This window comes from Myxococcales bacterium (assembly GCA_016706225.1).
GTDB lineage: Bacteria > Myxococcota_A > Polyangia > Polyangiales > Polyangiaceae > JADJKB01.
Map to the genome: position 1 here is coordinate 241,537 of JADJKB010000002.1, position 24,654 is coordinate 266,190.

Sequence of the window (24,654 nt, forward strand, 5' to 3'; positions counted from 1 at the left end):
CGCTTCGAGGTCGTCAGAAATCAGTTCGAGAAGAAGATTGCTTCGATCTCCGTCCGAACCTGCTCTTCGGTCTGAGCCCGCGCGATGGCGATCTCCTTCACGATCAGCGTGCGTGCGGTATCCAGCATGCGGCGCTCACCGAAGGAGAGTTGTTTGTTGGCCTTGAGGCGGTAGAGATCGCGCAGCACCTCTGCGACGTCGTAGATCGAGCCAGTCTTGATCTTGTCCATGAAGCCGCGGTAACGGCGGTTCCACGTTTGTGTGTCGAAGCCGATGGTGCGCTCCTTCAGGATGTCGAAGATCTCGCGGATCTCCTGCTCGCTGATGACCTGCCGAAGGCCGACCGCGTTGGCATTGCTCACCGGCACCATGATCTTCCGATCGGTGTCGAGAATGCGCAGCACGTAGAACCGCTGCCGCGACCCCGCGATGTCTTTCTCGTCGATACTGATGACTTCCGCGACGCCCTGCGCCGGATAGACGGCTTTGTCGCCGACCTTGAACTCAACTTCGGAACGTGCGGACATGTGATCTCCTTGAGGGAAGGGTCGCTCGCTGTGAGACGACCGTTGGCGCCCCAGACGCTATGCGTTGGGACGCTGAACAAATACGTAAGCCTGTCACCCGAGTCCGTTCGCGCGTAACGACCCCTAAGGGTGTGTAACGAACGGGGCGGATAAGTGATTCATTCCAATGCTTCGGGCGACCGACGGCAACCGGAAGGTAGGGGTCGCCAGGCGCGGCACTCTAATCAGAGAGAGCTATTCTGTCAACTTATTATGAACCATCTTTGACCAAGGGCAGGCGCCAAGCTTGGATCTATACCCCCTGGCCCAGCAAGCCAACGAAACGGCGGAATAATTCCCATCAGGGGCCCAGACGCCGCTGGAGCAAGCCCCAGCGCACCCCGCGGTCCGAGACAGTCAGCTCCGCCGCACCGCTCCAGCGGCAGAGCTCGCTGACGATCACGGCTCCGAACGGGATCACGTCTGCCCGACCCGCCTCGATGTGGGCGTCGCGGATTCGCCTTGAGAGCGGCATGCACGCCAAGCGCTCCGCCAGCGCGTCGATGGCAGTTCGGGTCAGCGTTCTGCCGTGCGTCGAACCTGGAGTTTGATGATCCAAGCCGAGCTGCAGCGCGGCGAGCGTGGTGACGGTTCCGGCAACGCCGACGACCGTGACATCCGCCGCCGGCGGCACCACGTTCGAGAGCGCAGCGCGAAGGGACTGCCGGGCCGTTGCCAAGGCGCGCGCCGACGGCGGATCACCATCCGCGTAGCGCTCGAAGAGCCGCACACTCCCGATGTCGATGCTGCGTGCGGCGGTCACGCAGGAACGCCCGTTGACCGCCCCCTGAACGAGCTCGGTGCTGCCGCCGCCGACGTCGAACACCAGGACGTTGCCGCGGACATCCAGCCCGCTCACCGAGCCCAAGAAGGTGAGCTCGGCCTCTTCCTCACCGGACACGATCCTCGGGCGGACGCCCAGCGCTCGCTCGGCGCGTTCGAGAAAGCTCTCGGCCGAGCGCACGTCGCGCAACGCGCTCGTGCCCACCACGTCGACGAAGTCGACGCCCTGGACGGCGATCAGTCGCGCGAAGTCTTCCAGGCAGGCGATGGTCCGGTCGATCGCCTGCGGCGAGAGCTCGCGCGCGCCATCGACGCCCTCGCCCAGGCGGGTGATCTGCGCACACTCGATGAGCGGTCTGAGCGGGCCGCCATCCGCTTCCGCCACCGTGACGAGCACGGTGTTGGTGCCGATGTCGACGGCGGCCGCGCGCGGCATCTGTGATTTTACTGCGCCAAGCTGCCCAAATTGAGCATCTCTTCGACGTTCGGCAGCACGACCAGCTCGACGCGCCGGTTCTTGGCGCGCCCGTCGTCGGAGTCGTTGTCAGCGACGGGATCGGTCTCCGCGTAACCCGCGGCGCTCCAGTTCTTCGCTTCCAGGCCGCCCGAGCCGGCGCTGGTCAGGAAGATGAGCACCGACCGTGCACGCATGGCCGAAAGTCCCCAGTTGTCCTTGAACTCGCCACCCTTGAGGGGCTTGGCGTCGGTGTGTCCGGCGACCTGAAACTCGCGGTTCTTCAGGTCTGAATCGTTCTTCACGACGTCAGCGACCTGCTTCAGGATGTCCTCGCCTTCTTTCTTCAGGCGGTCCCGGCCCGAGTCGAACAAGACGTCGCCCGGCAGCTGAATCACCATGCGGTTGTCGCGGACGGCGACCTTCAGACCCAGCTGGGTCAGCTTCTGGAGCTTGCTGCGCAGCAGCTCGAAGCGCTTGCGGATCTGGTCGAGCTGCTCCGCACGCCGGCGATACTCCTCGAGAGCCTTGCGCTCTTCGTCCAGCTTTGCGCTGAGATTGTCGATGTTGATCCCGCGTTCCTTCAGCTTCTTCTTGAGATCTTCGATCTCGTGCATCGAGTCGGCGTAGTCCGCCTCGCACTTCTTGTGCGCCTGCCGCTGCGCGGCGAGCTGATTGCGGAGGCTCTCGTTCTCGCGGACCTTCTGGTCCCACTCTTCTTGTGAGTAACCGCATCCAACGAGCAGTGCGGGCAGTGTGAGAGCGAGGAAAATGAACAGGCTTCGGATGCGCATCATGGGGGGTCTCGAAAGGGGCGCCGGAGCGCGCGAAGCGACAGCCGTAGCGTGCTCGCGGCACGCGCGTCAAGACGTGATTTTCGACGCAGTTTCGCGGGGTTCGCGGCGTGTGCGGCGGGGGTGTTCAGGGCACTGCGCGCTTGAGCGGTCTGCAGCAGTTGCACGCGTTTCCGCGGGCGCTTCTGGGTTCCATGAAATGCAAGCTGAACTTTTTTCGTTGACACATCACAATAGGTGGCAATATACGTCGTGCAACATACCTCGGGATGGGCTTCATTGCCTTTATCCCAATGGCTCGTAGGAGGCATCGAAATGGCCGCAAAGAAGACCCGTACCAAGTCCGCACGTAAGCCCGCCGCCAAGAAGGCGCCGAAAGTCGCGAAGCGCCGCACGAAGCGCAAGGCGAAGAAGGCCGCTGCCAAGGCGCCGGCCAAGCGCAAGGCGAAGCGCAAGGCGAAGGCGAAGAAGAAGTGAGCGGACGGTAGTGCGGCAGTGATGCCTGCCTGGCCCTGGGCTCCTCCAACGAGGGTGGTCCAGGGCGCGAGTCGAAAGCCGCGAGGTGGCCGACTCGTCCGAGGAGCTGGGGGCGATCGGGCTGATGTCCGGACGCCCCGGTTCCGACACCCGGCAGTCAGGTGACATTCCGCACACCGAGAGGGAGGGATAGGGCCCCGCAGCGTGCGGTGGCCGGCGAATCGACCCCTAGTTGATTCGAACCCTTCCGCCGAAGGGACGTCTCCGTTCCGCACAGAAATGCGTGTCTGGAGGCTCATCGAGCGAGTGCAGAGGGCTCACGTCCTGTGCACCCACGTTCTTTCGGCTAAGACCAAGCGGGTGGACGCAGCGGTAAGATTAACCGCCGTGTCTACCCGCTTGCTCGTTTGTGGTGACCCGCGCGCTGCGACTGTCGCACCGCGACCTCCGCGGTCCGCGCCGCCGCGCCCTCTCGCTCAGTCGCTGATGTACAGCTTGAGCGCGCCCGCGGTCGCGCGCCGATCGAAGGGCACACCCGCCAGCACGTCACGCCGCGAGATGTCGTCGAACAGCTGCAACAGGAAGCTGTGGAACGCGACGCACTCGTCGATGGCCGCCTCGAGTCGCGCCGGATCCACGAGGTCCGTGTCTTCCAGGCGTTCCATCGCGCGCATGAACGAATCAAAGCGCGGGTAGTCGGTGCTGCGCAGCAGCGGATAACCCATCGTGCGGAAGTAGGTCAGGAACTCGCGCACGTATTGGAAGTTGTGGACGAAGGCCCAGCGATCTTCGGTGGGGGTGTGTTGCGCCTTGGCGGCGAACGCCCTGACGATCTGCGCGAACATCCAGACATCGCGGCGAAGCCGTTCGCTGGTCTCGCGTCGCGCCGCATGGTCGTCGAACACGCCAGTCTCGTCGAGGCTTGTCCCCAGGGCTTTTCCCAGGAAAAGAATGGCATTTCTGAGGGCAGGCCGCAGGTCGTTGGCGGAGCGATGCAGCGCGGCCCGGAGCTCACTCTCGCCGATGTTCGCTCCGATGGGTGGCAGCTCGTGGTGGAACGCGCGGCGGGTCTCGAGTCGCAAGCTTCCGGCCACACCTTCGAGCGCAGATTTGATGCCGATCAGGCGGTGACCGTTGGCTCGAAGCTCGTCGCGCCGGTCGGCTAGGTCGCGCACGTTCACGCGCAAGAGGTCGCGCTCGAAGCCCTGCGCCAGCTGGCCACCGGCTCGTCGTCGCAGATGTTCTCCGAGGGCGCGAGCATCGGAGCGAAGAACACTGAGCACGAGGTAGGCGCGACCCGCGAGCCGCCGGCGCCGGGCTGCCGGCTCGGACGCAATGCGGCTCAAGAGCCTCAAGTAGCGGAGCAGGCGGAACAAGGACAGGAACGAGAGCGCAACCAGCCGATGGGCCTCTTCGCCGGGGACCGCGCGGATCAGGTCGAGCACGTGGCTCGAATGAATGCGGTCGAACTCGGGGCGAAACTCCAGGGCCGTGAGCGGGTTGAAGAACGCGCTCGAGGCGATCTCCCGTTGGATGGTCGAGAGCACCGCGTAGTACAGGCGGTACGGAACACGCGGCGCGCGCAAGATCCCCTCGAGCACCTCGACCCAGCGGGCGAGGGCGTGGCGTAGCGCGACCAGGCTGTCCTCCGGGGTCGCCTGGTCGGCAGTGGCACCTGCGAGCCGCGTGCGCAGCCGGTCTTCCGGCAGCACGGTCTCGAGGTATCGGTGGAAAACCAGGGCTTTGTCCCGGGTTCCGAGCAGCTGGCGCACCAGACCGAGCGCGTGTTGCAGTCCGTCGCGGCAGAGCAGCGTAGCCTCGCGGAAGTCCTGCGCCACGACCGGCGCGCGCCGCGGGTTGCCGGGATGGTTGCGCGGATTGGCGAAACACGCGGTCGCTTTGAGCAAGACCTCGAGCTCGAACAGGACGTCTTCTTTGGTCTCCAGGGGCAGAGCCCGGAACCACGTATCGCGCAGCGCCCGCTGGTCGCGCCGCATGCCGCGCGTTCTGGCCAGGAGCTCGCTGTAGGGATCGCCGCCCGGCAGAACGGACGGCATGAAGCTCCGTTTGGCTGGTGCCTGGGTCATGCGGGCGGCTCTTTGGCGGTGTCGCCCGGGGGTGAGCCGGCAGCTTGCGCGTCCCGCTTGCGTTTTGCCTGCCAGAACAGGAATGCCGGGAGCACCAGCACCGCAGCGAGCAGCGTCGTGATCTCACCCGCCGCGGCGGCCAGGCCGAAACTCTTCACGGCGCGGTTGATGGACAAGAGCAGCGCGAAATATCCGAGCTGCGTGGTCAGCGAGCAGAGCACGACGGCGCCGCCGGTCTGCTGCATCACGCGATAGAGATCTTCGCCAGGGTCGAGCTCCCGGCGTTTCATCACGTTGATGGCGTAGTCTGCGCCGATGCCGATGGTGATCGGCAGCGCGACGAAGTTCAGGAAGTTCAGCTTGATGTGGCGGAGCGCGAGGAATCCGATCAACCAGACCACCCCCAGCGCCAGCGCCGAAAGAGTGGCAAAACCCGCAGGTTTTCCCCGAAACGCGATCAAGATCACCAGCAACGTGCCCAGGAACGACAGCAGCGTCGCTTTGGGGGCGTCCTCACCGATGTTGATCAACATGTCGGAGAAGATCACCGGGTCGCCTGTGCCGCGGATCACCTCCCCGTTCGGCAGGCGGACCTCCCGGAAGGCGTCCGCGAAGTGCATCAGGTAGTGCGCGTCATACACACTCTTACCTTCGGTCGGCACGATGTAGACGATGGTGCCGCGGGTGCCGTTCAGCTCGGTGAAGGCCCGTACGATCTGCTCCGGGAGCTCACCAATGCCGATGGCGGCGCGCTTTTCGGGCAAGTGCTCGCGGATCTTGGCGAAATCGTCGGTCTTGATGATGTCGCGTTTCCTGGCCCGCTGCAGGCGGTCCTCGATCTCGTCCAGCAGGGCGAGCTTCTTCGGCTGATCTTTGGGCAGCAGATCGTAGACGCTGACGACGCGGTCGAAGGGTTTGTTGTCCGCGGGGAAGGCGTCTCGGCGTTTCTCCAGCTCCGTGATCAGCGGTTGGACTTGATCGAGCCGTTCGGTGAGCACGGCGCGTCCGTCCTGCCCGAGGCGCCCGACGATCTTGTCCACGCGCACCGAGAGTTTGCCGGCGCTGGTGCGCGCGGTGCGCTCGTTGCGCACGTTCGCCAGGTCGTACTCCATCGGGTCGGCGGCGAAGTACCGGTAGGTCAGCACGCCACCGGCCACGGCCAGCAGCATGCCGACAGCGGCGACGGCGCGCGGGGCGCTGCGGGCCACAAAAGCGAAGGGATAGCCGTAAAACCCCTTCATTTTTGCGCGCCAGGGGGCCTCGCGCTCGCTGAACATCGGCGAATAACGCTCGCTGAGGACGAGGAAGGCCGGCAGGAACAGGTACGTGGCCGTCCAGCACAGCACCATGCCGACGCCGCCGATGATGCCGAAGTGTTTGAAGCCGTTGAAGTCGGTGATCGCCAGCGAGCCGTAGGCAATGCCGGCCGCGCCGGCTGCGGCCAGCGTTGCGGTGTGAGTGTCGCGATGTGCGGTCTCGACCGCCTCGGCCACCGGCACCTTTTCGTCGCGGCGCGCCTCGACGTAGCGCGCCATGTACATGATGCCGAAGTTGATGCCGTTGCCCGCGATGATGCTGACCAGGAAACCCGTCGCGGTGTTCAGATAACCCACACTGAGGCGTGCGGCGCCGAACGCCCAGACACAACCCACCCCGATGGTGAGCGCCATGGCCAGGAGGGTGCGCATCCGCATGAAGAACAGCAGCGTGACGCTCAGGATGCCGGCCAAACCCCAGAAGCCGACGTGAGCCAGATCGTCTTTGACCGCCCGATGTTGCTCCGCGCTCGTGATCAGGTTGCCGGTGAAGTTGAGCGCCAGGCTCGGATCGGCGATGTTCGTGCGCTGCTCGGCGACGATGTCCTCGATCTTCTTGCGCAGCTCGAAGGCCTTCGGGTCGCCGCTCCCGAGGGGTGTTCGCACCAGAATTGCCGCGAGTTTTCCTGCTTCCCCGATGTAATAACCGTCCACGCCTTTGCTGGACTTCTTGGCCTCGTCGACCTTCTTCTGGAAGCGCTTCTCGACTGCCTCGGCGGTGAGGGCCGGGGGTTCTTCGTCGTCTAGACCGAGATCACTGCCCGCCTGTTTGCCGACCTCGAACTCGTAGCGGGCGACGACGTCGTCGCGCAGCTCCTGAATGTCCTTCAGGTCCGCGTACAGGTACTTGTTCTGGCGGAAAAAGCCTTCGACCTCGCGGGACCCGTCATCGACGCCCACCACGAACTCGGGCCCGAGCTCGCGGATCTTCGGTGACACGAGATCCACGAAACGTTTCAGAGACTCGGCATTCTGCCCTTCCGCGACCACCGTCAGGGTGCTGAGGCTCGACAGGCGTTTGTTGACGCGGCCAAGCTCGATCACGCTCGGCTTCTCGCTCGGCAAGAGCTCGCTGAAGGCGGTCTTCAGCTCGAGCCGGGACGCCAACCAGCCGCTCGGGATCAGCGTCACCAGCACGATCAGGACGATGTGCCAGAGGGGCGCGCGACCTGGAAGGCCCCGAGCCGTACCAGCAAGCGTTCGAGCGGCCGATTGCTCATGCGATCGCGTTCACCTTGGGAGCAGCCACCCGGCCCTCCCGGCGGCCCAGGCTAGTCCGTCGTCGGGCAGAGGTCATGTCGACGGCGACAGTGGGCGCTCAAGGGTTGAACGTGAACGGGTAATTGACGGTTGATTCCATGCCGCGGGAGGAGGGAGGGAACTTGATCTTCTTCAGGACCGCGACCGCGCAGCTGACGACGTCCGGAGACTTCACCTCGCTCTTCTCGACGTTGAGCACGGCCTCTTTCACCTTGCCCTCGGGATCGAGCACGAAGTGAATCGTCATCGTGCCCTTTAGATCGGGGATCTGTTTGCGGGCCTTCTCGTAGCACTCGCGCACAGGTTTGCGGTTGTCCTGCACCAGCTTCTGGATCACCTCGGTGGTGCGGGTCTCGGCATCGCCGCCCTTGTCCCCAGACCCCTCACCGCCCGCGCCTTCCGGATTCGCGCCGTCGGTTCCTGCGCCTTCCTCCTTGCCCGAAGGTGTCGCGGGATCTTCCTCGGTGCCCGCGCTGGGGTCACTGGTCTTGGCCGCGGTCGCTGGTGATGCAGCCTCCGGCTGTTGCCCGCCACAGCCGGCGAACGAGATGAGCGTCACGAGGACGAGTGAAGCCGCGATGTTGAGCGTGGAGCAGGCCTGCATGCGCGCATCATAGTGGGTCGCCGCGGCTGCTCAAGACCCAAGCTCGCTGGGCTCATCCCGCCGCGAGATACGGCTGCCACTCGCTGAACGGTTCGCGTTCCACCAACAGAATCTGCGCCGGCGTCGTCCAGCGGGGTTTCTGGGGGCGGCGCAGCAGGGTCATGCCCGCCTCGTCGGGGGTGCGCTGACCCTTCTTGAGGTTGCACGACCGGCAGGACACGACGAGATTCTCCCAGCTCTCCCCGCCGCCGCGCGAGCGCGGCTGCACGTGATCCAGGTTGAGGTCGCGGCTCATGGGTCGACGTCCGCAGTACTGGCACTGGTGTTCGTCACGCAGCATCAGGTTGCGGCGGGTCAGTCGTACGATCATGCGCGGCGAGCGATCGTAGCGGACCAGGTGCAGCACGCGCGGCACGCGCAACTGGCCGCCGACCATCGGGATGCCGTCGTCGCGCGAGCGAATCGGCAGCGAGCGCCAGCGCACGAAATCGTGCATGGCGCCGTCGTCATCGACGGCCATCGCCGCGCCGCCGAACAAGAGCACGACGGCACGTCGAGCGGAGGTTACGCTGACGGGCGCGAAGTAGCGATTGAGCAGCAGTACCGGCAGTGCCAGCACGTCACGCCCCGCGTTCGGGCGTTTCCTCAGGCCACTGCCGCTCGAGTCCACCTTCCGAAAGCCTAGCATGAGGGCCGCGCTTGCCCGGTTTCGGGCCGGTCGCGTCGAGCCGCCAACCCTCGACCCTAGGCCCGCGATGGGTTATCTCGTCGCCCGCCGGCGCTAACCCGCCGCCTGAGGTACCCCGTGAAGTCATTCTTGCTCCCGAGCGCGCTCGCTCTCGCTTTGTCCTCCATGGCGTGCGGCCCCGCCGTGACCAACAGCGAGCCGGTGTGGCCCGACGCTGCGAAGAAATGGTTTGACAGAGCGGAAGCCAGTTACCGAACCGGAGACATCGACGACGCGGAGCTCTCCCTGGGCAACGCCCTTCGCGTGCTGCCCGACGAGCCCTTGGTGCGCGTGCTCGGCGCGCGCATCGCGCTGGCCAAGCTGGAGTACGATCGCAGCACGCAGCTTCTGGCGACCGTCGAGAGCGCCGACGCGAGCGCGATCCGTGGGCGCGCCTACTGGTATTCCGGCCAGATCGACAAGGCTGCGGACGAGCTGGAAAAGCTGGTCGCGGATCCGGAGGTCCGCGACATCTGGGCGACCGAGGTGGCGAAGCTGGCGCGGCGCGGGTCGGGGCGCAAACCGTTCAAGATGAGCGGTGGCCTGCTTGCGATGATGGAGATGCCTCAGGTTGCGTCGACCTCGCTGGTCGTACCGGTCGAGGTCAACGGAGAGCCTGCGCTCGGGCTGATCGCCACGGGGACCGCCGAAGCCGTGGTCGACAGTGGTGGCCCGGGGGGTGATCCGAAGTGGATTTCGCTGCGGTTCGGCGAGCGGATCGAGGTGAAGGACGTGCCGGCGCTGTCGAAGGATCTGTCCGGGATCTCCAAGCAGCTGAACGCGCCGATCAAGGTGTTGATCGGCGTGAATCTGCTGCGGCACCTGCACCCCACGATTGATTTCTCGGGCAGCCAGTTCGTCGTTCGCAGCTTCGAGCCGCCGCCCCCGCCGCAGGCCACGACCGTACGCATCAGCTACGTGCGCGGCGGAGGCATGATGATGCGAGGTGGATTTGGCACCGACCTCAATGCGCCCCCGGCGTCGCTGCTCATCGACACCTCCATGACCTTCCCGCTGGCCCTGGACGAAGGCGGTTGGAAGAAGGCGGGCCTTCCGACCTCGTCGCTGCGATCGATCCCCAACGCGGGCGGGCTCAGGGCTGGAATTTTGCCTCAGCTTCGCCTGGGCGCGTTCACCATTCCGCAGGTTCCCGGTGTGCTCGGCGCGCCGGTCGCCGAGCTCGAGAAGGGACTCGGCGTCGATCTCGATGGCCTCGTTGGCTCCGGCCTGCTGGCGACCTTCCGGGTCACGCTCGCCGACCGCGGTCGCACGATGTGGCTCGAAGATCTGCCGGCGGAAGCCCTGATCCCCGCACCGAAGATGCCGAGCCTCCCCGACGTCGGGGACGTTCCGGATGACCCGGAGCCGGAACCGGAGCCGACGAAACCCGCAGCAAAAGCGGGGTGGAAGGCGCCGAAACCCAAGGGCGCGGCAGCACCGAAGGCGCCGGCTGCGAACACTCCTCCGGCACCGAAGGCTCCGGCCCCCGGAGCCAAACCATGAGCGCCGCGCAGCTCGCGATCTACGCAGGGAGCTTCGACCCGCCGACGTACGGGCACCTCGATCTCGTGGAGCGCGCGGCCAAGTTGTTCCCGCGGGTGGTGGTCGCGGTGGGCGTCCACCCGAACAAACAACCACTGCTCTCAGCCGCCGAGCGCATGGAGCTCTTGCGTGAGTGTTCGTCCCCGTACCCGAACGTCGAGGTGGACTCGTTCCAGGGCCTCTTGATTGACTACGGGCAACGCATCGGCGCGCGGGTCATCGTGCGTGGTTTGCGGGCCGCGACGGACTTCGAATACGAGCTCCAGATTGCGCACGCGAACTCGGATCTGCGCCCCGAGATCGACACGGTGTTCTTGCCGACACGCACCAACTACGGCTTCATCTCCGCCTCGCTGGTCCGAGAGATCGCCAGCCACGGCGGGGACATTGCGCGCTACGCGCCGCCCAACGTCGTCGCGGCGCTGCGGCGGCGCTTCAGCGTGGCCTAGAAGACCGCCCACGGAGTGGGCATGAACAGAAGCACGAACAGCGCCAGTGTGCCGATGGCCACGATGCGCCGTTTGGGAGAGAGCGTGTCCTCGTCGACCGGCGGGTGATCTGCGCCGGAGACGGCTCGGAGCACCCAGAGCAGCACAAAAATGCTGATCCACACCGTCGCGGCGCTGACCGGCAGCCAGCTTTGTTTGGCAAAACCCTCGGCGAAACCCCGGCGCACGATCGGCAGCACGTGCACGACGGAGTTGTAGACAACCATGACCGCGGGCAGGAAGACCGCGAAGCGCGCGTAGCGATTCTGCTTCTCTCCGAGCAGCGCATACGCCACGTGTCCGCCGTCGAGCTGGCCGAACGGCAACAGGTTCAGGAACGTCACCAGAAATCCGGCCCACGCGGCGAGCGCCGTCGGGTGCAAGAACACGTCCTGATTTGCGGCAATCGGTCCGTGGACGATGCGCTTGAGCAGCCAGTAGAGGATGCTCTGCCCTTCTTGGATGTAACCGCCCTCGCTGCGTGGGCCGAGCTTCGACAGGTACAGACCGACCAGCATCACCGGGAGTGCGACGACCATGCCGGCCAGCGGTCCCGCGGCGCCGATGTCGAGCAGCGCGTTCGCCGAACGGATGCGCTTCGGCATGACGATCACCGCGCCGAAGGTGCCGAACGGGCTGAACTTGGGGAACGGGATGAAATACGGCAGTGACGCCGGCACACGGTGGATGCGTGCGGCGATGTAGTGGCCGAACTCGTGGCAGAGCAAGATCGAGAGCAGCGGCACGGCAAAGCGCCAGCCCTGGAGCCAGCCGCGAAAACCCGCCACGTCGCTCGCGCCGGCCCAGGCTTGCCCGACCTCGAACACACTCCAGACCGTGCCGGCGAAGAGCAGCAAGTTGATCGGCCAGCGCGGGCGCCGGCGCGCGCCGGGGCGCTCGTTTCACCTGGTTCGCTCGGCGGGACCGGCGCGGGCTCGGAGCGCGGGATCTCCGCGCCCTCGGGCGGTGCGGGAAAGCGCCATTCGTCGTTGGAGCTGCTCATTTCTTCAACGACTCGCGAAGCGTTTCGGCCAATCGATCGAGCTGCGGGGCCAGGGCCCCGTCGAGTACACCGATCTCGGTCTCGAGGCGCAGACTGCCGGACGCGCGGGTCGCATCGGCCGTCAGCTCGAGCACCTCCAGCGTGCCGGTCAGGGATTCGCGCTCACTCTCGAGCCAACGCACGTCGTCGGGGTGAGCGACGATGCGCACGCGGCGCGCGCCCCGCGCCTCCGCCAGCGCACGCTTTGCAATCGCGGTGACACGCGCGGGATCAAGCCGCAGCTCTTCACCCAGCAGCCGCTCTGCGAGCAAACGTGCGAGCTCGACGCTGCGATCGAGCGCTCGCTCGTCGGCTGCGGCTTCGTGTCGGGCGAGGGCAACGGCAGTGGCGGCGACCGCTGCAATGCCATCGGCTCGCCCCTCGGCTTCAGCGGCCAGCCGCGCATCGCCGGCTGCGCGGGCGGCGCTCTCCAGCAGTGTTCGAGCCCGCTCTTCGGCGCTCCCGATCAGCTCCCGCGCGCGTGCATCCGCATCGACGAGCTGCTTCGGGACTCTGCGCCCCATCGGAGCGGGTGCGGTGTTCGCGAGCGCCAAGGGCACGGCGGCTCCCACCTGTTCCGCGCGCAGCAGGCGCCCTCGGGTGATGCTCATTTGAGGCCCCGCGCGTCGAGCGCCTGGACCACTCGGGCGATTTCCCGGGCCAGCACCACGGCGCGGGCACTGCGTTCGTTTTGGCCAAGTGCGCGGGCGAGCTGCGCGGCGGTGCCGGAGCCGTCGGTGAGCGGGGAGAGCAGTTCGTCTCCGCGTCGATCGAGCAGATAACTCATGGCCACGAAGGCACGGGCGAAGTCCGCTTGGTGATCGTTCACGTTGCCCAAAATTTTTCGCCGTCGGTTCGCGCGCGGCCCTCGGACACCAGCTTGACCAAGTGTGCCCGCACACTCAAGAGGGCTAGCGGCCAGATCTGCCGAGGGGTGTCGGAGTAGGCGGTGGGCAGCATGGCCACATCGCTGATTCCGTCCGGTCCCGAAGCCTGGACGGCGTCGAGGACCTTCGACTCGCGGGCCAGTCGGTGGGCCACGTAGTGCGAAAACAGGGCAGCGGGTTGGTCGATGGGGTCGCCGTGGGCAGGCAAGGCCGTGCTGGCCCCGAGCGCCTCGAGGCGGGCGAGCTGCCGCAGGTATTCCGCCATGTCGCCGTCGTGGGTCTCGATCAAGATCGTGCCCTCGCTCGCGACCATGTCGCCCACGATGACGTGGCCGGCCTCCGCTTCGAACAAGCAGACGTGACCCGGGGCGTGACCCGGTGTGTGCAGCACCCGCCAGCTCTGCGCCCGCGGCCCGTCGAGCACCAGCTCTTCGCCGTCTTCCAGCGTGCGCTCGAAGCGGAGCTCGGGCAGCCGCTCGCGCGTGAGGGCGTGGGCCCACAGGGGTACCCCGAGCTCCCGCGAGAGCTCCGCGGCGCCGCCGACGTGATCGATGTGGTGATGCGTGAGCACGATCGCGCGCAGCGAGCGGCCGCTGTTTCTCAGGTTGCGTGCCCAGTCGAGCCACGCCGTTTGTTCGTCGGCGTACGGGGTCGCGGGCTCGATGAGCAAGACCTCGCGGCCGCCAAGCGCATAACTCTGGGTGTGTGTCGCCGGCGGAAGAGTCGGCGTCCGGACCGGAAACCGTGCAATTCCGTCGGCGACTTCCTGGGGGCGGAGCATGTGGGTCGGCGCGCTCACACGCGCTCGACGACCACCGCCACGGCTTCACCACCACCGATGCAGAGTGTGGCAAGACCGGTCTTCACCTTCTGGTCGCGCATCGCGTACAGCAGCGTGGTGAGGATGCGGGCCCCCGATGCGCCGATGGGGTGACCCATGGCGACGGCGCCGCCGCGCACGTTGACCTTAGCGGGATCGATACCGGAGATCTTCGAGCACGCCATGGTGACGCAGGAGAACGCCTCGTTGATTTCCCAGAGATCGATCTGCTCCGTCTTCATGCCGAGCTTGGTCATCGTTCGGTCGATGGCCTTGGACGGCGCGGTGGTGAACCAGTCGGGCGCCTGGGCCGCGCCGCCGTAACCAACGATGCGGGCCAGAGGCGTGAGTTTGTGCTCTTTCACGGCCTTTTCACTGGCCAGGACCAGAGCGGACGCGCCGTCGTTGATGCTCGAAGCGTTGGCCGCGGTGATGGTCCCGTCCTTGGCGAAGGCCGGCCGCAGCTTGTCGAACTTCGACGGATCTCCGCGCCCGGGTTCCTCGTCGACCTTCACGCTGATCGGGTCGCCCTTCTTCTGTGGAATGTCGACCGTCACGATCTCGGCGTCGAAGAGCCCCTCTTTCTGCGCGTTGATGGCGCGGCGGTAGCTCTCGCGGGCAAACTCGTCCTGCGCCTCGCGGGTGAGCGTGTACTCCTTGGCGCACTTCTCCCCGGCCTCACCCATGTGGAAGTTGCCGTATGGATCCCAGAGCCCGTCGAAGATCATGCCGTCCACGAGCTTGCCGTCGCCCATGCGGTAACCGGTGCGCGCCTGGTGCAGGTAGTACGGGACGTTCGACATCGACTCCATGCCACCCGCGACGACGATGTCGGCGTCGCCCAACATCAGGGTCTTGGCGCCGAAGATCACGGACTGCAGACCCGAGCCGCAGACCTTGCCCACGGTCGTGGCCGGCACGCTGTCGGGGACACCGGCGAAGATGGCGGCCTGACGCGCAGGTGCCTGGCCAACACCGGCACCGAGCACGTTGCCCATGAAGACCTCTTGCACGAGCGCTGACTCGATCTTCGCGCGGGTGATGGCTTCTTTGATCGCGATGACGCCCAAGCGCGGGGCGGGCAGTGAGGCGAGCGCGCCGAGGTAAGAACCGATCGGCGTGCGGGTGGCGCTGACGACAAAAACCGGAGCAACGTGGTGGGTCATGCTGATCTCCCTTGAAAAGCTGCTCTAACGCGGTTTTCCCGGCCCGGCCACCCCCTCCCGGGCGCGCGTGGCGAGCCACCCTCGCACCCGCTGCGCCCTTCGGGCTAAGTAGGGGACATGCGACCAGGCAATCGCAGCCGAACCAGCGACTGGGTGGCGGCCCTTCGCGCGCTGTACAGCGAGGCCGCGCCGGAGCTCGCGATCTTCGACGACGCGGTGGCGCTGCGGCTGCTGCCGCGCGGGCTCGGGCGCATCGTGCGCAGCGCTGCGAAGCTGCCGTTTGGTGTGCGGGTCGCGCACCGCGTGATCGGCGCGGCGACGCGCGGGCTCTCGTATGGGGTTCCGCTGCGCACAGCCGCGATCGACGACGCGGTGCGCGCCGCTGTCGACGCCGGGATCGACCAGCTGGTGTTGCTTGGAGCGGGGCTCGACGCCCGCGCCTGGCGCATGCCGCAGCTGCGCGAGGTCACGGTGTACGAGCTCGATCACCCGGACACTCAGGGGTTCAAGCGCGAGGGCACGCGGGGGCTGGCTCCGCTGGCCAAAGAGGCCCGGTTCTGCCCCATCGACTTCGAGCGGGAGAGCATTCCCGACGCCCTGGCAGCGCACGGCTTCGAGCGTGAGCGCCCGAGCATGTGGGTCTGGGAGGGGGTCACCATGTACCTGACCCTGGACGCCATCGAGGCGACGCTCGATCGCGTCAGCGACCTGTCCGCGCCCGGCAGCCGCCTCGCGATGACCTATCTACCGCGAAACTATGCCAGCCCGCGCCTGCAGACCGTGGGAGAGCTGGGCGCGATGTTGATCGGCGAGGCGCTGAAATCCCAGCTCGATCCGCCGGAGCTCGGCGCTCAGCTCGAGCAGCGCGGGTTTCGGGTCGAGCGCGACGACTCGGCGCTCGAGTGGGCGGCGCGCTGGCCGAAGCGTGATGCGCAGCGCGTCAGAGCGTTCGAGCGCCTGGCCGTGGCGGTCCGGGTTTCAGCGGGCTGAGCGAATTTCCGTCGCAGCCGAGTGGCTCAGGACCGCGGTGCCGTGCTATTTCCCTCGCGTCGAGTGATTCGCGGGTCGCTCGCCCACGCGTTAGGAGCGTCGCATGCGTCGAGCTTTTGGTTTTCTGCTCGGGTCGGTCGTGGTCTCGCTGTACGTCGCAGCTTGCAGTGGCGCGTCCGGGGGCGGCGGCAATGGCGGGTCAGGCAACGGGTCAGGCGCGGGCGGCGCGGGCGGAATTTCCGCCGGCGGCAGCGGCGGCATCAACCTGGATGGTGGTGGCGGAACGGGTGCACTCACCGGCTGCGCGAAGGAGACCTTCGGCGGCGAGCTGGTCCCCGTCGACATGTTCCTGATGTTCGATCGCAGCGGATCGATGAAGGACAGTGGCAAGTGGGGCGCGGTGACGAGCGCAGTGAATCAGTTCGTCGCGCTGCCAGGCTTGGACAAGCTGGGCATGGGGCTCGGGCTCTTCCCGACGCCGGCAAGCGGGCCAATCCCAGGCGCCTGCGCCAGCGATCTGGATTGTGGGTTCTACGGGCCCTGTCTCCCCGTGTTCAACGCTTGCAACGGGTCGCTCGCGGGCAATGACTCGTGTGTGTCCACCGACTACCAGAAACCGACCGTGGGCATCGAACCGTTCCCCGGAGTGGGTCCCAAGATCACGGCGGCGCTTGCCGCCGCGAAGCCCGAGGGGGCATCGACTCCAGCGGCGCCGGCGCTCGAGGGCGCCATCGACTACGCCACGATCTGGGCACAGCAGCACACCGATCGTGTCACCGTGGTGATCCTCGCGACCGACGGCGAACCCAACAACTGCACCCCGAACTCGGTGCAGGACGTCGCCGATCACGCCCAGGAGGGGCTCACCCAGACCCCGAGCATCAAGACCTTCGTGGTCGGCGTCGGTGATCTGACCGTGCTGAATCAAGTTGCCGCCGCGGGCGGTACCGACAAAGCCATCATCGTCAGCGCCGGAAACGCGGCGAAGGAGTTCCTCGACGCGCTGAACAAGATCCGCGGCGCGGTCGGATGTCAGTACCTGATTCCGGTCGGCGGCAAGGCGGATCCCAACAAGGTGAACGTGCTGTTCACGCCGGATGCCGGCGGCAGCGGGCTGCTCATCAAGCAGGTTCAGGATGCGGCGAGCTGTCTCGGGCAGATCGGTTGGTATTACGACAATCCCGCCAGCCCGACGCAGATCCTGCTCTGCCCCGGCGCCTGTGATCTCGTCAGCAACGGCAAGGGCAAGGTCGAGATCGTGCTCGGTTGCAAGACCGAGGTGAACTGAGCCAGCGGCGCGCGAAGGCTCAGGCGAGGCCGAGGTTCCGCCGCATGCGGGCGATCGGCTCTTCCAGGTTCGGCACTCTTCCTGCCCCAACTCGCCGCCGCTTCGCGGCGTCGGTCTTCCCCTTATTCGGGCTTCGCCCGAATGGGGAAGACGGGTCGCTCCGAGACTGACGCGCCTTCGCTCAGCGCCACGAGCGGCCCGTGGTTCCTCCTCGGAGGAACCGTGCTCGCTCGTGACCGCCAACAGCTCCGCCGCCAACAGCTCCTCGCTTCCCGCGCCGCCGCCATGCGTGCGGCGCCCACCGCGTCGGAGGCCGCGCTGTGGCGTGCGCTTCGCGCGGGTCAGCTCGGCGTCGAAGTGCGGCGCCAGGTGGTGGTCGGGGACTTCATCGCAGACTTCGTGGTGCCCTCCGCGTGGCTCATCATCGAAGTGGACGGCGGCGCTCACCGCGGTCGCGGCGCGGCGGACGCCCGGCGCGACCGCAAGCTCGCGAAGCTCGGTTACCGGGTGGTCCGCTTGGAAGCGGGCCTCGTCGAGCGCGCGCTGCCGGTGGCGCTCGCGCGGGTGCGGGAGGCGCTGGGTCGATGAGGTCGGCTCAGCTCGCGAGCCCGAGGTTCCTGCGCATCCTCGCGACCGGCTCTTCCAGGTTCGGCACGAAGGCCTCGCCCGTGATCGTCTCCACCGCTTCGATGTAACGGCGCGTGGCCTCCACGCGGATGTCGTCGGGGATCTCCGGGATCGGTCCGTCGCCGACGAAACCGCGCTCGGACAACCAGCGCCGCAGGTATTCCTTGTCGAAGCTCTCGGGATCGTTGCCCGACGAGAACCGCTCTTCGTAGCTGTTCGCCCGCCAGAAGCGCGACGAGTCAGGCGTGTGGATCTCGTCGATGACCACGATGCGCCCGTCGCGCGTCTTTCCGAGCTCGTACTTGGTGTCGACCAGAATCAGCCCGCGCTCCGCGCAGATGCGCTGGCCGGCAGCAAAGAGCGCCTGGGCCATGGCGGCGGCAGCGTCGAAATCTGCCGGAGCAATGCCGCTGATTCGCAGGATTTCGGCGCGGCTTGCGGACACGTCGTGTCCGCCTTTTTCGGCCTTGGTGCTGGGCGTGAGGATGGGCTCCGGCAGCCGCTGATGTTTCTTCATCCCGTCCGGCAGCCGATGCCCGCAGAACTCGCGGGCGCCCGTTTCGTAGTGGATCCAGATGCTGGTCGAGGTCGTTCCGGTCAGATAGGCCCGCATCACCATCTCGACGGGCAGCGGCGTACACTCCTCGGCGACCAGCACGTTCGGATCCGGGACCGAGAGCACGTGGTTGGGGGCCACGTCGCGGGTCTTCTCGAACCACCAAGCGGCGACGTGGTTCAGGAGCTGGCCCTTCAGAGGCAACGTCCCCAAGATGCGATCGAAGGCGCTGATGCGGTCGGTGACGACGATGAACCGCTTGCCGTCGCGCGCGCTGTAGTTGTCCCGGACCTTGCCCTCGTACTTCTTGCCGAGCTCTGGCAAGTCCGTCTTGTCGAGGGTGTGGCCGAGGGCGCTTCGGATCGTCTGTTCGTCGACGGTTGCCACGGCCGGGACGGTATCACGCCAAACCCGCGCGAACAGGCGTCATCTCAGGGCGAGACGCCGAGCTCGCTGGCCTTGACCCAGAACTGACCGTCACCCACCGGTGACACGTTGAGCCCCTTGGGCAAGACGCTGGCCCAGCCGGCTACGATGTCGAGGACGTACACCTCCGCGCCGGACTCGAGCACGCCGATGCTCTTACCCTTTTCCCCCGCGGACGCGCGCAGCGTCAGATCCTTGGGCGAAGTCGCCGTTTTTGCGTTCCCGCTGAGCTTGAGGATGGGTGGATTGCGGCGCGACGTGGCCGCCGCCTGGGAGTCCTGGGTCTCGCCGCGCGGCAAGGCCTTGAGGTCGCTGGCGCGCGCCCACGCGTCGATCACCACGTCCGAGTGATGCTCGACGTGGACCCAGCCGCCTTTGCGCTCGGTGCTCCAGAGCACGATGCCGTCGCTGCTGCTGTCCGGCGTGAGCTGGGTCACCACGCTGCGGCCATCGTCGCCGCTGTCGTACAGATCGACGTCCTTCTTCGCGACATACGCCCGAGCCTTACCCGGCGGGGTCCACCCGTTCGGTGTGGTCGCTGTCAGGGTCAGCGCCCCGCAGTCCGCCCAGCCCATGAACGCCTGATTGAACGGCGAGCCGACCTGCCGCTTGACGCGCAGCTTGCCGCTGCCGGCGCCGATCACGGTCACCTCTCGCTGAGCGCCGATCCACAAGTGGTTCTGCACCACGGCGACGTCCTTGTTGACGAACAGTGAGAGTTTGCTCGCGTCGACCCAGCCCTCGACTCGGAACCCGCCGGCACCAGCGCTGGTCTTGACGCGCACCCGATCACTGCCGCCCGCCAGGAAGTCGGAGAGCGACACACCCACTCTGCCGCCGGTGAGCTTGGCGATGGCGGCAGTCCCGGCCGCCTTTTCGTAGATGACGGCGTCGATGGCGGGCAGCGTGTTTCCGGAGAGCGTGCAGGAAGTCACCTGAGTGACATCAGCGCGGGCGGTGGGGCTCGCGAGCGCGAGCCCGAGGCAGCTTGCAGCGAGCAATGCGAGGGCTCCGGCGTTTCGACGAGAAATCATGCTAACTCTCTTCCCCTTCATCCCTGTTCTGCTCCAGCTCGGAGCGCGTGTCATGTCGCCGTTTGACGGCGCGAGCCCCCAAATCGATGCTTTCCCCCGCCCTTTCCTTCGCCACGCCGCGCAAACTCCCGAAAGTAGAGCAGCTTTCCGGGCGAGTTGTGGTTGTCGACGTCGCGTTTGCGGGACTCGGCTCGGGTTTCGAAAAAGCGACGCTGCCGTTCATCAACGGCCTCGGTGAGCGACTTCGTGCCTGGGTGGATCATCACGATCACGACGAACACCCGCGCTTCGCCGACGACCCGCGCTTCGTGCTCGCCAAGAAATCCGAGCACGGGGCCTGTCCCGAGATGATCGATCCGGCGCTGGTGGCGCGGGTCGGACCCATCGACACGATCGTATGCCACACCGACTTCGACGGGCTCGCGAGCGCAGCGAAGTGGATGCGCGAAGGGCAGGAGCCCTACCCCGGCTGTGACGATGACGCGCGCGCGATCGATACCCGCATGGGGAAACCGAGCGCAATTGCGGACCGCTTCGATCGCGCGCTCCGCGCCCGGCCCCACGACGCGGGGCTGTTCGGGTTGGTCGTGCGTCACCTGGCGACCGGTCTCAGCGACTCCAGCTTGTGGGAGATCGTCGATCGTGCCGCAGCCGAGCTGATCCCGGTCGAGCAGGAGACCCGGCGCGCTGCCAAGGAGTATCAGCGGCTGTCGCCGGGCATTGCCGTGGTCGACGTGCGCCAGGGCTACGGCAAGCTCGACAAGACACTCCTGCTCTTGATGGGGCAAGAGCGCGAGCGGGTCAGCGTGATCGTCGACAAGGACAACGTGAGCGTCGCGGCGCGGTTTGACAGCGGGCTCAACTTCCTCACGCTGTTCGGGCTGGCCGGTGGCATGCCGACCCGGGTTTCGCTGCCGCGCCGGCAGCTACCGGAGATCCTCGCCGCGCTGGGCGCCGAGCCGGGCGCAGCCGAGCGTTTTTCCTGAGCGCGACAGCAGAAATGGCCGGGGTTTTTCTGGGACGGCGGGGCGTTGCCCAGCCCCATGGCCCGTGGTAGTGCGCCTTGCACTTCTGCAAGCAGAGCAGCCAAGTGGGCTGCCAACACCGCGAAGTCTGGTCCGACCCACCGGTCTTCGAGCCAATCAAGGGGGGTCGATGGCTACTCGAACCAAGAGCGTGCAACCGGTTTCGGAGGAGATCTTCGTGCAGCGGGCGGGGGTCTCTCTGTGCTTTCTCCTGAACCGGCGCACTCGGTCGCTCCGCATCGTCGACTTCCGCAGCGGGCCGAGCGCGCAGAAGCGGGCCCTGGTGCTGGAGACCGCGCGGCGCGAAGGCATCGAGCGGGTCTACACGCTGGTCGAGCGCGACGAGTGCGGAGGCTGGGCGCGCATGGGCTTCGTGCGCGAAGGCAGCATCCCCGGCTTCTACAAACGCAGCGACGCGTTCGTGCTCGGTACGCTGGTGGGCGCCGAAGATACGTACACCGAGAACGAGCAGTCGGGGACACGCGCAGCCCTGACCGAGAGCGGCGACGATATCGCGACGGACCGCGCGTATCAGGCGGCGCGGCGTGCCATCAAGGACGTCGAGGCATTGCCACCGGTGCATGTGAAGGTCTCCGGACTGAAACCGGACGAGGCCGCAAAACACGTGACCGCCGCCGTCCGCGCGGGTCGAGCGCTCAGCAGCTTCGAACCGTTCGGGCGTGACGTGGCCCGGCAGCACTACCAGTGCACGGCCCGCGGTGGACTGTCGCTGGTCGCGTCGGTGGAGACGCAGACCTGTTTCAACAACGCCTTCATCGAGCTGCTCACGGCGCCGAGCACCGACAAGGAGCTCGCGCTCACCTCCGGCGCCATCGGGCAGCTGTGCGCGGACCTGCTGGCGCGGGAGGTCGTGGGCTGTTTTGCGCTGAGCCCCGCCGACGATCCGCGGCTGAGCGCCGTGTTTCCCGTGCATGGGTTCCGCCGGACCGGCACGCTGCGCGGGCACTTGTTGCTGGGGCAGCGGCGGGTCGATGCGTTCCTGTGGTCGCGCAAGCTGGCGCAGCCGACCGACACCTGAAAGAATCCGCGGCGTGTTTCGTCGCAGCCTGAGCGCCTTCCTAGAACACCGATCGGCTTGCGCTGCTCGTGTTCTAGAACCTTTACGTTGGGGCTGCGCCCCAAACCCCCGGCCTTCGGCCGTGCGCGCTCCGCGCGCGAGCGCCGAACACCTTGCAAGTCCCGGAAAACAAACGACGTTCGGCCTGTTCGGCGCTCTAGTCGTTACCTGCGCGGCGACCGGTGCCGTTGCAGAGAAGGCGCGCCCCGTGGTGGCGAGTGCACCGGCGGGAGACGGTCAGCCGGCGCTCAGCGTCGGCTTCGACACCGACGCAACATTGAGAGCCGCGGTGTGTGCGAGCGGACGCTGCCCGCTCGAGGCAGGTGTGGATCTGGGGTTGCCGGATGACGCGAAGGTGATGGTTGGCCGGGCCAAGCTCGCGGTGGTGCGAATCGCGAAGGCGCGCCGCCTGGTGACGGTGGACATCGACGATCCCGCGCGCTCGCGCAGCTGGGTGGCCGTCGTGGCGGCGCCGCTGGACAAGAGCGGCACGCCGAAGATCTTGTTCAAGGGCTGGACGGGTCTGGTGGAGGGTGAACCTGGCACGCGGCGCGGTCCGATGGTGCAGCGGGGGGAAGCGAACGCCGACGGGACCTGGAGCATCGTGATCGGCGAACAGCGCGAGGATCTGCGCATCTGTGGTCGGCCTGCGATCTTGAGCCCGAAATTGCTGGCGGCGGATCTCTCACTGAAACCCGCAAAGGTGCAGCGGCTGGGCTCGCTGGAGCGCGCTCGGGCGCAGGAGATTTCTGCGCGACGCCTGGCCGACGACACACCCAAGCAGGGCTACCGCCTGCTACGCGCGGTCGCCGCGAGCAGCGCCATCGGCGACCCCGCCGCTTTGACCGACGGCAAACTCGAGACGACCTGGGCCGAGAACCGCGGTGGGGATGGGCGCGGCGAGTTCGTGCTCATGGATGCGCCGTCCCAGCTGCCGGTGAACGGGTTCGAGCTCGTCGTGCGGCCGCCCGGCGACGCGCCCGCCGGCGCCACAGCCCCATCGGACTTCTGGCTCGCGACCCACGACCGCCTGTTTCACGTGACGCTGCCCGCCGACGCTTGGAAGTATCCAGGAGCGCGCTGGGAAATCCCGCTGCACAAACCCATTCGCGACGACTGTCTGGCACTCGTCACCGAGGGCGCCGCTACTGCTGGCAAGGATGTTCACGTCACCTTCGCGGAGCTCTCGGCTCGCACCGAGTTCGATCAGAGCACGGTGGACAGTCTGGTTGGTGCGCTGGCCGGCGGGGGCGAGCGGGCGGAGGCCGCAGCGGACGCGCTGCGCGCGCTCGGGCCGGTGGCAATCGATCCGATCATCGCGGCCTTCGACTCGCTCGACGAGGGCGGCCGCCGTGTTGCGTTGGCGGTGATGGATCAGGCGCCCTGCGCGCGCAGCGTGGAGCTGTACATGCGCGCCCTCATCGGACCCTTTGCACCGCAGCGAAATCATGCTCGAGAGCGACTGCGACGCTGTGGGTCGGACAGCGCGGATGCCCTGGAAAAAGCCCTGAAAATTGCGCCGCGACGGCTGCGCCCGTTGCTGGCGTCGGAGCTGTCATTGGTGGCGCCGGACCGCGCGGTGCGGCTCGTGGTCCCGCTCTTGCCCGAGAGCGACGACGCTGGACGGCGGTTGCTGCGCAAAGCCCTCGGCTGGGCAACGCGGGACCCGCGCGCCGCAGCCGACGTGCGCAAGTTGTTGGTGGATGCGGCACTGCCAGAGCTTGCCGCGCTGGATCTGTTGCGAGCGCTTGGTGAGCGTGCGCCTGCGTTCGCGCCCGAGGCCCCTGCGGCCCTACTGCGCATCGCAGGGCCCAAGGCGAGCTTCCGCACTCGGTATCTCGTGCTGGGGCCCGCTGCTGCGCTCGCCGCGCGCGATGCGGGGGCGCGCGCGGTGCTCGCGCGCTCGCTGACCTCGGACGCGAGTCATCACGTGCGGGCCGAGGCCGCGCGCCGCGTGCCGAACGTCGGGGACTTTCGCGCCGAGCTCGGCCGCGCGCTCGGCGACCCCGAGGTACGCGTTCGCGAAGCGGCGCTCGAGACCCTCAACAAACCCGAGGGCGCGTTCGCGATGCCGGCGGCAGCGGGCCTGTTGCTGAACGATCGCTGGCCGCTGGTGCGAGCCGCGGCGGCGGTCGCCCTCGCGCGTTACGGCGCGGATGCCAACGCAGATTCAGCGTTGGCCAGCGCGGCTCGGGACACATCGGTCAAGGTGCGTGTGCCCGCGCTGATCGCGCTGGGCGAGCGGCGGGCGATCACACACGCCGAAGTGGTGCGTGATCGCCTGAGCGACCGCGACGAGGCGCTCGACGCGAGGTTGGCCGCGGTGCTCGCCCTCGGGCTCATGTGTGACGCCGCGTCCGTCGACGAGCTGACCGAGCTGGCGCTTCAGCTGAAGAATCCCGGCGCGAGTCCCGAAGCGCGGGCGCTCGGTCCGGTCGCGCTCGGCGCGCTGTCGCGCATTCGGCCCGCAGATCTGAAGAAACGCCTGGCTCCTCTCACCGACCGGCGGGCGCCGCTGCTCGCGCGTCGGGCCGCCGAGGTCGCGCTCGCCGCCGAGCCGACCTGCGGTCGGCGGGCTGCCGGCAAACCCGCGCGCTGAGGCGGCAGGCCGGTGGCC

23 protein-coding genes are annotated in these 24,654 nt (G+C 67.1%); 9 read left to right on the plus strand and 14 right to left on the minus strand.

The genetic code is table 11. From position 1 onward, the window contains the following. Positions 1 to 20: 20 nt before the first annotated feature. From IPI67_01215 to IPI67_01225, 3 genes are all read right to left on the minus strand, one after another. Positions 21 to 527, minus strand: a complete 507-nt coding sequence (locus IPI67_01215) for a CarD family transcriptional regulator (GenBank protein ID MBK7578798.1) — start codon at positions 525 to 527, stop codon at positions 21 to 23. A gap of 340 nt (positions 528 to 867) precedes the next feature. Beyond that, the gene (locus IPI67_01220; protein MBK7578799.1) at positions 868 to 1,785 is read right to left on the minus strand and encodes a Ppx/GppA family phosphatase; all 918 of its coding nucleotides are present in this window, start codon (positions 1,783 to 1,785) and stop codon (positions 868 to 870) included. A gap of 8 nt (positions 1,786 to 1,793) precedes the next feature. Continuing rightward, positions 1,794 to 2,597 carry an OmpA family protein gene (locus IPI67_01225; GenBank protein ID MBK7578800.1) on the minus strand — a complete coding sequence of 268 codons (804 nt, stop codon included), beginning with the start codon at positions 2,595 to 2,597 and terminating at the stop codon, positions 1,794 to 1,796. A 315-nt stretch (positions 2,598 to 2,912) separates the two neighbouring features. Between IPI67_01225 and IPI67_01230 the strand changes: the two genes are divergently transcribed. Further along, positions 2,913 to 3,074: a hypothetical protein gene (locus IPI67_01230; GenBank protein ID MBK7578801.1), complete on the plus strand. Its 162-nt coding sequence runs from the start codon at positions 2,913 to 2,915 to the stop codon at positions 3,072 to 3,074. 476 nt (positions 3,075 to 3,550) lie between these two features. Here the strand turns inward: IPI67_01230 and IPI67_01235 are convergent, their stop codons facing one another. The 4 genes from IPI67_01235 to IPI67_01250 all read right to left on the minus strand — a co-directional run bounded on the left by IPI67_01235 (position 3,551) and on the right by IPI67_01250 (position 8,939). Then, positions 3,551 to 5,131: a hypothetical protein gene (locus IPI67_01235; protein ID MBK7578802.1), complete on the minus strand. Its 1,581-nt coding sequence runs from the start codon at positions 5,129 to 5,131 to the stop codon at positions 3,551 to 3,553. A gap of 26 nt (positions 5,132 to 5,157) precedes the next feature. Further along, on the minus strand, positions 5,158 to 7,614 hold the full coding sequence (locus tag IPI67_01240) for an MMPL family transporter (GenBank protein ID MBK7578803.1): 2,457 nt from the start codon (positions 7,612 to 7,614) through the stop codon (positions 5,158 to 5,160). Between the two features lie 181 nt (positions 7,615 to 7,795). Beyond that, positions 7,796 to 8,341 carry an AgmX/PglI C-terminal domain-containing protein gene (locus IPI67_01245; GenBank protein MBK7578804.1) on the minus strand — a complete coding sequence of 182 codons (546 nt, stop codon included), beginning with the start codon at positions 8,339 to 8,341 and terminating at the stop codon, positions 7,796 to 7,798. Positions 8,342 to 8,393: 52 nt separating this feature from the next. Continuing rightward, entirely contained in the window at positions 8,394 to 8,939 is a 546-nt protein-coding gene (locus IPI67_01250; protein ID MBK7578805.1) for an HNH endonuclease, read from the minus strand. Positions 8,940 to 9,146: 207 nt separating this feature from the next. On the opposite strand from IPI67_01250, the gene IPI67_01255 reads away from it, so the two are divergent. Then, positions 9,147 to 10,571, plus strand: a complete 1,425-nt coding sequence (locus tag IPI67_01255) for a hypothetical protein (protein MBK7578806.1) — start codon at positions 9,147 to 9,149, stop codon at positions 10,569 to 10,571. After that, positions 10,568 to 11,059, plus strand: coding sequence for a pantetheine-phosphate adenylyltransferase (gene coaD / locus IPI67_01260; GenBank protein MBK7578807.1), 492 nt, complete (start codon positions 10,568 to 10,570; stop codon positions 11,057 to 11,059). Before IPI67_01255 ends, coaD begins: the two co-directional genes overlap by 4 nt. Here the strand turns inward: coaD and IPI67_01265 are convergent. From IPI67_01265 to IPI67_01285, 5 genes are all read right to left on the minus strand, one after another. Continuing rightward, entirely contained in the window at positions 11,056 to 11,955 is a 900-nt protein-coding gene (locus IPI67_01265; GenBank protein ID MBK7578808.1) for a site-2 protease family protein, read from the minus strand. The two genes, coaD and IPI67_01265, sit on opposite strands and share 4 nt — an antisense overlap. 142 nt (positions 11,956 to 12,097) lie before the next feature. Beyond that, entirely contained in the window at positions 12,098 to 12,751 is a 654-nt protein-coding gene (locus tag IPI67_01270; GenBank protein ID MBK7578809.1) for a hypothetical protein, read from the minus strand. Beyond that, complete coding sequence (locus IPI67_01275; GenBank protein MBK7578810.1) at positions 12,748 to 12,969, minus strand: hypothetical protein; 222 nt, start codon at positions 12,967 to 12,969, stop codon at positions 12,748 to 12,750. Before IPI67_01275 ends, IPI67_01270 begins: the two co-directional genes overlap by 4 nt. Then, on the minus strand, positions 12,966 to 13,808 hold the full coding sequence (locus tag IPI67_01280) for an MBL fold metallo-hydrolase (GenBank protein ID MBK7578811.1): 843 nt from the start codon (positions 13,806 to 13,808) through the stop codon (positions 12,966 to 12,968). Before IPI67_01280 ends, IPI67_01275 begins: the two co-directional genes overlap by 4 nt. A gap of 14 nt (positions 13,809 to 13,822) precedes the next feature. Then, positions 13,823 to 15,013, minus strand: a complete 1,191-nt coding sequence (locus IPI67_01285) for an acetyl-CoA C-acyltransferase (protein MBK7578812.1) — start codon at positions 15,011 to 15,013, stop codon at positions 13,823 to 13,825. 117 nt (positions 15,014 to 15,130) lie between these two features. On the opposite strand from IPI67_01285, the gene IPI67_01290 reads away from it, so the two are divergent. The 3 genes from IPI67_01290 to IPI67_01300 all read left to right on the plus strand — a co-directional run bounded on the left by IPI67_01290 (position 15,131) and on the right by IPI67_01300 (position 17,879). Then, the gene (locus IPI67_01290; protein ID MBK7578813.1) at positions 15,131 to 16,003 is read left to right on the plus strand and encodes an SAM-dependent methyltransferase; all 873 of its coding nucleotides are present in this window, start codon (positions 15,131 to 15,133) and stop codon (positions 16,001 to 16,003) included. A 103-nt stretch (positions 16,004 to 16,106) separates the two neighbouring features. Next, positions 16,107 to 17,291 (plus strand): hypothetical protein, encoded by a 1,185-nt coding sequence (locus IPI67_01295; protein MBK7578814.1) that lies wholly within the window; start codon positions 16,107 to 16,109, stop codon positions 17,289 to 17,291. A 141-nt stretch (positions 17,292 to 17,432) separates the two neighbouring features. Then, entirely contained in the window at positions 17,433 to 17,879 is a 447-nt protein-coding gene (locus tag IPI67_01300) for a DUF559 domain-containing protein (GenBank protein ID MBK7578815.1), read from the plus strand. Between the two features lie 7 nt (positions 17,880 to 17,886). On the opposite strand, the gene IPI67_01305 is transcribed toward IPI67_01300, so the two are convergent. Both IPI67_01305 and IPI67_01310 read right to left on the minus strand, forming a co-directional pair. Next, positions 17,887 to 18,837 carry a phosphoribosylaminoimidazolesuccinocarboxamide synthase gene (locus IPI67_01305; GenBank protein MBK7578816.1) on the minus strand — a complete coding sequence of 317 codons (951 nt, stop codon included), beginning with the start codon at positions 18,835 to 18,837 and terminating at the stop codon, positions 17,887 to 17,889. Between the two features lie 68 nt (positions 18,838 to 18,905). After that, on the minus strand, positions 18,906 to 19,934 hold the full coding sequence (locus IPI67_01310; protein ID MBK7578817.1) for a hypothetical protein: 1,029 nt from the start codon (positions 19,932 to 19,934) through the stop codon (positions 18,906 to 18,908). Positions 19,935 to 20,020: 86 nt separating this feature from the next. On the opposite strand from IPI67_01310, the gene IPI67_01315 reads away from it, so the two are divergent. The 3 genes from IPI67_01315 (at position 20,021) to IPI67_01325 (ending at position 24,636) form a co-directional block, all read left to right on the plus strand. Continuing rightward, complete coding sequence (locus tag IPI67_01315; GenBank protein MBK7578818.1) at positions 20,021 to 20,920, plus strand: hypothetical protein; 900 nt, start codon at positions 20,021 to 20,023, stop codon at positions 20,918 to 20,920. A 169-nt stretch (positions 20,921 to 21,089) separates the two neighbouring features. Continuing rightward, entirely contained in the window at positions 21,090 to 21,998 is a 909-nt protein-coding gene (locus IPI67_01320) for a hypothetical protein (protein MBK7578819.1), read from the plus strand. 121 nt (positions 21,999 to 22,119) lie between these two features. Beyond that, positions 22,120 to 24,636, plus strand: a complete 2,517-nt coding sequence (locus tag IPI67_01325; GenBank protein MBK7578820.1) for a hypothetical protein — start codon at positions 22,120 to 22,122, stop codon at positions 24,634 to 24,636. Positions 24,637 to 24,654: the final 18 nt, after the last annotated feature.

Excerpts from the sequence above, each read along its gene's own strand:
- IPI67_01295 (MBK7578814.1), top strand. The coding sequence starts at position 16,107 with ATGCGTCGAGCTTTTGGTTTTCTGCTCGGGTCGGTCGTGGTCTCGCTG.
- IPI67_01270 (MBK7578809.1), bottom strand. The coding sequence starts at position 12,751 with ATGAGCATCACCCGAGGGCGCCTGCTGCGCGCGGAACAGGTGGGAGCC.
- IPI67_01300 (MBK7578815.1), top strand. The coding sequence starts at position 17,433 with ATGGGGAAGACGGGTCGCTCCGAGACTGACGCGCCTTCGCTCAGCGCC.
- IPI67_01280 (MBK7578811.1), bottom strand. The coding sequence starts at position 13,808 with ATGCTCCGCCCCCAGGAAGTCGCCGACGGAATTGCACGGTTTCCGGTC.
- coaD (MBK7578807.1), top strand. The coding sequence starts at position 10,568 with ATGAGCGCCGCGCAGCTCGCGATCTACGCAGGGAGCTTCGACCCGCCG.
- IPI67_01235 (MBK7578802.1), bottom strand. The coding sequence starts at position 5,131 with ATGCCGTCCGTTCTGCCGGGCGGCGATCCCTACAGCGAGCTCCTGGCC.
- IPI67_01310 (MBK7578817.1), bottom strand. The coding sequence starts at position 19,934 with ATGATTTCTCGTCGAAACGCCGGAGCCCTCGCATTGCTCGCTGCAAGC.
- IPI67_01225 (MBK7578800.1), bottom strand. The coding sequence starts at position 2,597 with ATGCGCATCCGAAGCCTGTTCATTTTCCTCGCTCTCACACTGCCCGCA.
- IPI67_01245 (MBK7578804.1), bottom strand. The coding sequence starts at position 8,341 with ATGCAGGCCTGCTCCACGCTCAACATCGCGGCTTCACTCGTCCTCGTG.
- IPI67_01290 (MBK7578813.1), top strand. The coding sequence starts at position 15,131 with ATGCGACCAGGCAATCGCAGCCGAACCAGCGACTGGGTGGCGGCCCTT.
- IPI67_01315 (MBK7578818.1), top strand. The coding sequence starts at position 20,021 with ATGCTTTCCCCCGCCCTTTCCTTCGCCACGCCGCGCAAACTCCCGAAA.
- IPI67_01215 (MBK7578798.1), bottom strand. The coding sequence starts at position 527 with ATGTCCGCACGTTCCGAAGTTGAGTTCAAGGTCGGCGACAAAGCCGTC.
- IPI67_01220 (MBK7578799.1), bottom strand. The coding sequence starts at position 1,785 with ATGCCGCGCGCGGCCGCCGTCGACATCGGCACCAACACCGTGCTCGTC.
- IPI67_01320 (MBK7578819.1), top strand. The coding sequence starts at position 21,090 with ATGGCTACTCGAACCAAGAGCGTGCAACCGGTTTCGGAGGAGATCTTC.
- IPI67_01230 (MBK7578801.1), top strand. The coding sequence starts at position 2,913 with ATGGCCGCAAAGAAGACCCGTACCAAGTCCGCACGTAAGCCCGCCGCC.
- IPI67_01285 (MBK7578812.1), bottom strand. The coding sequence starts at position 15,013 with ATGACCCACCACGTTGCTCCGGTTTTTGTCGTCAGCGCCACCCGCACG.